Source organism: Burkholderia sp. E168m23 (assembly GCF_016586125.1).
Classification (GTDB): Bacteria; Pseudomonadota; Gammaproteobacteria; order Burkholderiales; family Burkholderiaceae; genus Burkholderia; species Burkholderia orbicola.
Window position 1 is genome coordinate 1 of the sequence record NZ_BCPP01000304.1, and the last position, 7,018, is coordinate 7,018.

The window sequence follows — 7,018 nt, forward strand, 5'->3', positions numbered from 1 at the left end:
TGCGCGTTCAGCATGTTGATCGCCATCAGCAGCATGATGATCCCGCCGCCCACTTCGAGCGACCCGACCGAAATGCCGAAGAAGTTGATGATCTGCTGCCCGAGCAGCGCGGTCACCGTCATCACGCAGAACACCGACACCGATGCGATCCGGATCGTGCGCCGCCGCTCGTCGTCCGTCTGCTGCGCCGTCAGGCTCAGGAAAAACGGCACCGCGCCGACCGGGTTGATCAGCGCGAGCAGCGAAATGAACGATTTGAGCAGATCCATCGCACGCCGGCGCGCCGCGCCGAAGCCGTGAGGTCGTCCTTGGCGTCGTCCGTTCGGAAGTTAGAGGCTGCCTTTCGTCGACGGAATCTGCCCCGCCGCCCGCTCGTCGAGCTCCACCGCCGCGCGCAGCGCCCGGCCGAAGGCCTTGAACACCGTCTCGAGCTGATGGTGCGCGTTGATTCCGCGCAGGTTGTCGATGTGCAGCGTGACGCCCGCGTGGTTCACGAACCCGCGGAAGAATTCGATCGACAGGTCGACGTCGAACGTGCCGATCCGCGCGCGCGTGAACGGCACGTGGAATTCGAGGCCCGGCCGGCCGGAGAAATCGATCACGACGCGCGACAGCGCCTCGTCGAGCGGCACGTACGAATGGCCGTAGCGGCGGATGCCCTTGCGGTCGCCGATCGCCTTCGCGACGGCCTGACCGAGCGTGATGCCGACATCCTCGACCGTGTGGTGATCGTCGATATGCGTGTCGCCATGCGCTTCGACCTCGAGATCGACCAGACCGTGTCGCGCGATCTGGTCGAGCATATGGTCGAGAAACGGCACGCCGGTGGCCAGCTTCTGCCGGCCGGTGCCGTCGAGATCGAGCTTCACACGGATCTGCGTTTCGCTGGTATTGCGAACGACTTCCGCCACACGCATGGCAATTCCTTGATTGAGTCTGATGTAAATGGGGATTGATCGTCGCGCGCCGCCGCGCCCTGGGCTCAACCGGGCAGCGCGAGTTTCAAGGCGGCCAGCAGGCGGGCGTTTTCGTCGGGAGAACCGACGGTCAGCCGCACGCATTCGGCCAGTAATGGATGCATTTTACTCACGTTTTTGACCAGCACCCGCTCGGTGAGCAGCGCGTCGAACACGGCTGCCGCGTCCGGCACGCGCACCAGCAGGAAATTGCCGGCGCTCGGGAACACCGTCGCGCCCGGCAGCGCGGCCACCGCCTGCGCGAGGCGGGTGCGTTCCGCGCGCAATTCGGCCGCCTGCGCGTCGAGCACGTCGAGGTGATCGAGCAGGAAATCGGCGGTCGCCTGGGTCAGCACGTTGATGTTGTACGGCGGGCGCACCTTGTCGAATTCGTTCAGCCACGCCGGCAAGCCGACGAGGTAGCCGAGGCGGATGCCCGCGAGGCCGAGCTTCGACACCGTGCGCATCACGACGACGTTGTCGAACTCGGCGGCGCGCGGCAGCCACGAACGCTCGGCGAACGGCTGGTACGCCTCGTCGATCACGATCAGGCTGTGCCGCGCGGCCGCGACGATCCGCTCGACGTCGGCATCGTCGTACAGCGTGCCGGTCGGGTTGTTCGGGTACGCGAGATAGACGATCGCCGGCCGGTGCTCGGCGATCGCCGCGAGCATCGCGTCGACGTCGAGCGTCAGGTCCGCCTTCAGCGGCACGCCGACGAATTCGAGCTGCGCGAACTTCGCCGAGAGTTCGTACATCACGAAGCCCGGCACCGGTGCGAGCACCTTCGCGCCCGGCTGCGCGCACGCGACCGAGATCATGCTGATGATTTCGTCGGAACCGTTGCCGAGCAGCACGTCGCAGCCGGCCGGCACGCGCATCGCGTGGCGCAGCTTGTCGAGCAGCGCGGCCGGGCGCGGCGCCGGGTAGCGGTTCAGCGCGACCTGCGCGAGCCGCTCGCCGAGCGCCGCGGCGAGCGGCGCCGGCAGCGGGTACGGGTTCTCCATCGCGTCGAGCTTCACGAACCCGCTCGCGTCCGGCACCGGATAGCTGGTCATCGCGAGCACGTCGCGGCGGATGATGTCTTGTGGCGTCGTCATGGTCTCAAGCCGGCGTGCGTCGCGCCGGCGTCAAATGGGTCGGCAAGGCGGCGGCTGCCGCCCTGCGCTCGTCTCCTGCCCCGCTCCGGGTGCCGCCGGTGCCGGCGCCTCGGCGCCCGCCCGGCCCCGCGCACGATGCGCGGTCAGCCCTTCATCCGGAACTCGGCGCTCCTCGCGTGCGCCTGCAGCCCTTCGCCGTAGGCGAGCTCGGATGCGATCTCGCCGAGCGTCTGCGCGCCTTCCGCGCTGACCTCGATCAGGCTCGAGCGCTTGATGAAGTCGTACACGCCGAGCGGCGACGAGAAACGCGCGGTGCGCGACGTCGGCAGCACGTGGTTCGGGCCCGCGCAGTAGTCGCCGAGGCTCTCGCTCGTATAGCGGCCGAGGAAGATCGCGCCCGCGTGGCGGATCTGCTGGCCCCATTGCTGCGGCTCCAGCGCCGAGATTTCGAGGTGTTCCGGCGCGATGTCGTTCGCGATCCGGCATGCCTCGGCCATGTCGCACACCTTGATCAGCGCGCCGCGGCCTTCGAGCGACGCGCGGATCACGTCCTGGCGCGGCATCGTCGGCAGCAGCTCGCCGATCGCCTTCTCGACGCGATCGAGGAATGCAGCGTCCGGGCACAGCAGGATCGACTGCGCGAGTTCGTCGTGCTCGGCCTGCGAGAACAGGTCCATCGCGACCCAGTTCGGATCGGTCGTCCCGTCGCACAGCACGAGGATTTCCGACGGCCCGGCGATCATGTCGATGCCGACCGTGCCGAACACGCGGCGCTTCGCCGACGCGACGTACGCGTTGCCGGGGCCGCAGATCTTGTCGACGGCCGGCACCGTCTCGGTGCCGTACGCGAGCGCGCCGACCGCCTGCGCGCCGCCGATCGTGAACACGCGATCGACGCCGCCGAGCAGCGCCGCCGCCAGCACGAGGTCGTTCTTCACGCCGTCCGGGGTCGGCACGACCATCACGATCTCGCCGACGCCCGCGACGCGCGCCGGAATCGCGTTCATCAGCACCGACGACGGATACGCGGCCTTGCCGCCCGGCACGTACAGGCCGACGCGGTCAAGCGGCGTGACCTTCTGGCCGAGCACCGTGCCGTCGCTTTCCGTGTACTGCCAGCTATGCGTGCCGCATTCGATCTTCTGCTTCTCGTGGTACGCGCGCACCCGCGCCGCGGCCGCTTCCAGCGCCGCGCGCGCCTTCGGCGCGAGGCCGTCGAGCGCCGTCTGCAGCGCGTCCTGCGGCAGTTCGAGCGCGGCGACGCTGTTCGCGCTCAGCCGGTCGAAACGGTTCGTGTACTCGAGCACCGCGGCGTCGCCGCGCGACTTCACGTCGGCGAGGATCTTCGCGACCGATTGCTCGATCGCTTCGTCTTCGCTCGCCTCGAACGCGAGCACGGCGCGCAGCGCGGCGCCGAAGCCTTCGTTCGTCGAATCGAGCTTGCGGATGGTGATGGACATGGGAGTTCCGTTACGGTGATGCGCTCAACCGCCATTCTGCGACGCGCGTTCGAACGCGTCGAGGATCGGCTTGAGCGCCGCGCGCTTCAGTTTCAGCGCGGCCTGGTTCACGACGAGGCGCGACGAGATCGCCATGATCTCCTCGACCTCGACCAGATTGTTCGCCTTCAGCGTGCCGCCCGAGCTGACGAGGTCGACGATCGCGTCGGCCAGCCCGACCAGCGGCGCGAGCTCCATCGAGCCGTACAGCTTGATCAGGTCGACGTGCACGCCCTTCGCGGCAAAGTGTTCGCGCGCCGTTTCGACGTATTTCGTCGCGACCCGCAGGCGCGCGCCCTGGCGCACCGCATTCGCGTAGTCGAAGCCGGCCGGCACGGCCACCGACATCCGGCAGCGCGCAATGTTCAGATCGATCGGCTGGTACAGGCCCGAGCCGCCGTGCTCGACCAGCACGTCCTTGCCGGCCACGCCGAAATCGGCCGCGCCGTATTCCACGTAGGTCGGCACGTCGCTCGCGCGCACGATGATCACGCGCAGGTTCGGATCGGTGGTCGGCAGGATCAGCTTGCGCGACGTTTCCGGGTCCTCGGCCACCTGCACGCCGGCGGCTGCCAACAGCGGCAGGGTTTCCTCGAAAATCCGGCCCTTCGACAGGGCGAGGGTCAGCGGCGCGGTCATGCTTGGCTCCCGGAAAGGCGGCGCACGTTCGCGCCGACGGCGGTCAGTTTGGCTTCCATGCGGTCGTAGCCGCGGTCCAGGTGATAGATGCGGTCGACGAGCGTTTCGCCGTCGGCGCGCAGACCGGCGATCACGAGGCTCGCCGACGCACGCAGGTCGGTCGCCATCACGTTCGCGCCGGACAGCTTGTCGACGCCGGTTACGAGCGCCGTGTTGCCGTCGATCGTGATGTTCGCGCCGAGCCGGTTCAGCTCCTGCACGTGCATGAAGCGGTTCTCGAAAATGGTTTCGACGACCTGCGCGGTGCCCGTCGCGACCGTATTGAGGGCCATGAACTGCGCCTGCATGTCGGTCGGGAACGCCGGATATTCCGACGTGCGGATCGTCACCGCCGACGGGCGGCGGTCCATCTTCACGCGCAGCCAGCTGTCGCCTTCCTCGATCGACACGCCGGCTTCGCGCAGCTTGTCGATCACCGCGTCGAGGATGTGCGGGCGCACGCCCGTCAGCATCACGTCGCCGCCGGCCGCCGCGACCGCGCACAGGAACGTGCCGGCCTCGATACGGTCGGGGATCACCGAATGACGCGCGCCGTGCAGCCGCTCGACGCCCTGGATCACGAGGCGATCGGTGCCGATGCCATCGATTTTCGCGCCCATCGCGACCAGCAAGTGTGCGAGATCGCTCACTTCCGGCTCGCGCGCGGCGTTTTCGATCACCGTCTCGCCGTCGGCGAGCGTCGCGGCCATCAGCAGGTTTTCGGTCCCCGTCACCGTGATCATGTCGGTCACGATGCGCGCGCCTTTCAGGCGCTTCGCGCGCGCTTCGATGAAGCCGTGCTCGATGCTGATCTCCGCGCCCATCGCCTGCAGGCCCTTGATGTGCTGGTCGACCGGTCGCGCGCCGATCGCGCAGCCGCCCGGCAGCGACACCTTCGCCTCGCCGAAGCGCGCGAGCAGCGGCCCGAGCACGAGGATCGACGCGCGCATCGTCTTCACGAGCTCGTACGGCGCGACGAGGTTGTCGACGCGCGACGCGTCGAGCTGCACGCGGCAGCCGTCGGTCTCGCTCTTCACCCCCATCTGGTTCAGCACCTTCAGCGTCGTGCGCACGTCCTTCAGGTTCGGCACGTTGTCGAGATCGACCGGATCGGCGGTGAGCAGCCCCGCGCACAGGATCGGCAGCGCGGCGTTCTTCGCGCCCGACACGACGATCTCGCCCGACAGGCGGTTACCGCCTTCGATCGCGAGCTTGTCCATCCCCTGTCCCTGCGATTCCCCGTTGGCGGCCGGGTGTGCCGTGGCGACGCTCTGGACGGCGTCGCGCTCGTTGACGGTGACTTGCACTCAGTGATTTCCGTTTATGCGTTCTGCCATTCGGCGGGCGTCAGCGTCTTCATGCTGAGCGCGTGAATTTCCTGCTTCATGCGATCGCCGAGCGCCGCATAGACGAGCTGGTGCCGCTGGATCGGCCGCTTGCCTTCGAAGGCCGCCGACACGATCGTCGCGAAGAAATGCTGGCCGTCGCCTTCGACTTCCAGATGCGTGCAGGCGAGACCGCCGGCGATGTATTGCTTGACCTGTTCGGGAGTCGGCAACATGGTGTAAGGCTCCTGTCGGCGCGCGCCGCCCCGGGGCGGCCGCGGGCTGTCGATATCAATGACGCAGTTTGTAGCCGGTCGCGAGCAGCCGCATCGCGATCAGCGCGAGCAGCACGAAGAAACCGGTGACGATCGCGAGGCTCGCGAACGGGTTGATGTCGGACGCGCCGAAGAACCCGAAACGGAAGCCGTCGATCATGTAGAAAAACGGGTTGAGACGCGACACTTCGCGCCACACGGGCGGCAGCGAATGCGTCGAATAGAACACGCCGGACAGGAACGTCAGCGGCATGATCAGGAAGTTCTGGAACGCGGCGAGCTGGTCGAACTTCTCGGCCCAGATCCCGGCGATCAGGCCGAGCGTGCCGAGGATCGCCGAGCCGAGCAGCGCGAACGCAATGATGAACAGCGGCGCCGCGAAGTGCATCGGGATAAACCAGATCGTCACGACGAACACGCCGGTGCCGACCGCGAGCCCCCGCACGACGGACGCGAGCACGTACGCGCCGAAGATGTCGCGGTACGACAGCGGCGGCAGCAGCATGAACACGAGGTTGCCGGTGATCTTCGACTGGATCAGCGACGACGAGCTGTTCGCGAACGCGTTCTGCAGCACGCTCATCATCACGAGGCCCGGCACGAGAAAGCTCACGTACTCGACGCCCGGATACACCTCGACGCGGCCCGACAGCGCGTGGCCGAAGATCGTCAGATACAGCAACGCCGTGACGATCGGCGCGAGCACCGTCTGGAACGACACCTTCCAGAAACGCAGCAGTTCCTTGTAGAACAGCGTGCGAAACCCGCTGCCCGGCACGGGCCGGGCCGTCCCCTCGGACGTCAGCGAACGCAGTTCGCGTGGGGAGTGTTGATTCATGCCAGACCCTCGATCACCTCGGCTCCGTTCATCACCTGGACGAACACATCCTCGAGGTCGGCCTTGCGGACCTCGATCTCGTCGAACGTGCAGCCGGCCGCGCGGCATTGCGCGAGGATGCGTTCGACCTCGTCGTAGCTCGCGAGGCGCAGCAGGTGCTCGCCCGGCGCGCGTGCGGCCGGGTCGGTCTCCAGCCCGCGCAGCTCGGCCGGCAGCGCGCCGGTCGCGAGCCGCAGGTACAGCTGCAGGCCCGCGAAGCGGCGCAGCAGCGCGTCGGTGCGATCCAGCGCGACGACTTCACCGCGGCGCAGCATCGCGATGCGGTCGCACAGCGACTCGGCTTCCTC

At 67.8% G+C, this 7,018-nt stretch carries 8 protein-coding genes and 1 pseudogene; all 9 read right to left on the bottom strand.

The genetic code is table 11. The annotated features are described in order from the left end of the window. A partial coding sequence (locus tag JMF90_RS17040; protein WP_305790748.1) for a MarC family protein occupies window positions 1-269 on the bottom strand: 269 nt, incomplete at its 3' end. A gap of 60 nt (window positions 270-329) precedes the next feature. Beyond that, on the bottom strand, window positions 330-917 hold the full coding sequence (hisB, locus tag JMF90_RS17045; protein ID WP_011546606.1) for an imidazoleglycerol-phosphate dehydratase HisB: 588 nt from the start codon (window positions 915-917) through the stop codon (window positions 330-332). Between the two features lie 65 nt (window positions 918-982). Continuing rightward, window positions 983-2,056, bottom strand: a complete 1,074-nt coding sequence (gene hisC, locus JMF90_RS17050) for a histidinol-phosphate transaminase (RefSeq protein ID WP_011546607.1) — start codon at window positions 2,054-2,056, stop codon at window positions 983-985. Window positions 2,057-2,199: 143 nt separating this feature from the next. Continuing rightward, complete coding sequence (gene hisD / locus JMF90_RS17055; protein WP_054928299.1) at window positions 2,200-3,516, bottom strand: histidinol dehydrogenase; 1,317 nt, start codon at window positions 3,514-3,516, stop codon at window positions 2,200-2,202. 24 nt (window positions 3,517-3,540) lie between these two features. Beyond that, window positions 3,541-4,194, bottom strand: a complete 654-nt coding sequence (gene hisG, locus JMF90_RS17060; RefSeq protein ID WP_006477129.1) for an ATP phosphoribosyltransferase — start codon at window positions 4,192-4,194, stop codon at window positions 3,541-3,543. Further along, window positions 4,191-5,540, bottom strand: a complete 1,350-nt coding sequence (murA, locus tag JMF90_RS17065; RefSeq protein WP_006477130.1) for a UDP-N-acetylglucosamine 1-carboxyvinyltransferase — start codon at window positions 5,538-5,540, stop codon at window positions 4,191-4,193. Before murA ends, hisG begins: the two co-directional genes overlap by 4 nt. Before the next feature lie 14 nt (window positions 5,541-5,554). Further along, window positions 5,555-5,794 carry a BolA family protein gene (locus JMF90_RS17070; RefSeq protein ID WP_006477131.1) on the bottom strand — a complete coding sequence of 80 codons (240 nt, stop codon included), beginning with the start codon at window positions 5,792-5,794 and terminating at the stop codon, window positions 5,555-5,557. A 55-nt stretch (window positions 5,795-5,849) separates the two neighbouring features. After that, entirely contained in the window at window positions 5,850-6,671 is an 822-nt protein-coding gene (locus JMF90_RS17075; RefSeq protein WP_011546608.1) for an ABC transporter permease, read from the bottom strand. Continuing rightward, a pseudogene (locus tag JMF90_RS17080) lies at window positions 6,668-7,018 on the bottom strand (ABC transporter ATP-binding protein); the annotation flags it as partial. The gene JMF90_RS17075 and the pseudogene JMF90_RS17080, both read right to left, overlap by 4 nt.

Bases quoted from the DNA above. Each gene is read 5' to 3' on its own strand.
- hisG (WP_006477129.1), bottom strand. From the start codon at position 4,194: ATGACCGCGCCGCTGACCCTCGCCCTGTCGAAGGGCCGGATTTTCGAG.
- hisB (WP_011546606.1), bottom strand. From the start codon at position 917: ATGCGTGTGGCGGAAGTCGTTCGCAATACCAGCGAAACGCAGATCCGT.
- hisC (WP_011546607.1), bottom strand. From the start codon at position 2,056: ATGACGACGCCACAAGACATCATCCGCCGCGACGTGCTCGCGATGACC.
- JMF90_RS17070 (WP_006477131.1), bottom strand. From the start codon at position 5,794: ATGTTGCCGACTCCCGAACAGGTCAAGCAATACATCGCCGGCGGTCTC.
- hisD (WP_054928299.1), bottom strand. From the start codon at position 3,516: ATGTCCATCACCATCCGCAAGCTCGATTCGACGAACGAAGGCTTCGGC.
- JMF90_RS17075 (WP_011546608.1), bottom strand. From the start codon at position 6,671: ATGAATCAACACTCCCCACGCGAACTGCGTTCGCTGACGTCCGAGGGG.